This window comes from Pseudomonas sp. PS01299, assembly GCF_029960145.1.
Taxonomy (GTDB): Bacteria; Pseudomonadota; Gammaproteobacteria; order Pseudomonadales; family Pseudomonadaceae; genus Aquipseudomonas; species Aquipseudomonas putida_A.
The window spans coordinates 1-255 of the sequence record NZ_JASCPO010000540.1 but is presented as its reverse complement, the minus strand read 5'-3'; the positions used below and the strand labels follow the sequence as shown (position 1 = coordinate 255).

The 255-nt window shown below is 53.3% G+C and carries 1 pseudogene; it reads right to left on the bottom strand.

From position 1 onward, the window contains the following. A pseudogene (locus QMX91_RS31520) lies at positions 1-255 on the bottom strand (IS3 family transposase); the annotation flags it as partial.

The following is a 255-nucleotide window of genomic DNA, read 5'->3' as shown; positions in this document are numbered from 1 at the left end:
CTTTTTTTATGAGTTCATTCGCCCTCATCAACAGGTCATGTTCAAGCTGCAAACGGCGAACATCGAGCTGGAGAGATTCGAGTTGCCGCTGCAACTCCTCTCGTTCCGGTGACGATGAGGGTTCAAGTCGACACTTCATGGATGGGGATACCTCTGGGCCGAGTAGCTGGTTTTTCCAGTTGTACAAGGTCGGCCTGCACACGCCCAGCTTTTGAGCCAGGGCTTTCGCACTTTCTTTTCGCGTGCACAGCGCGA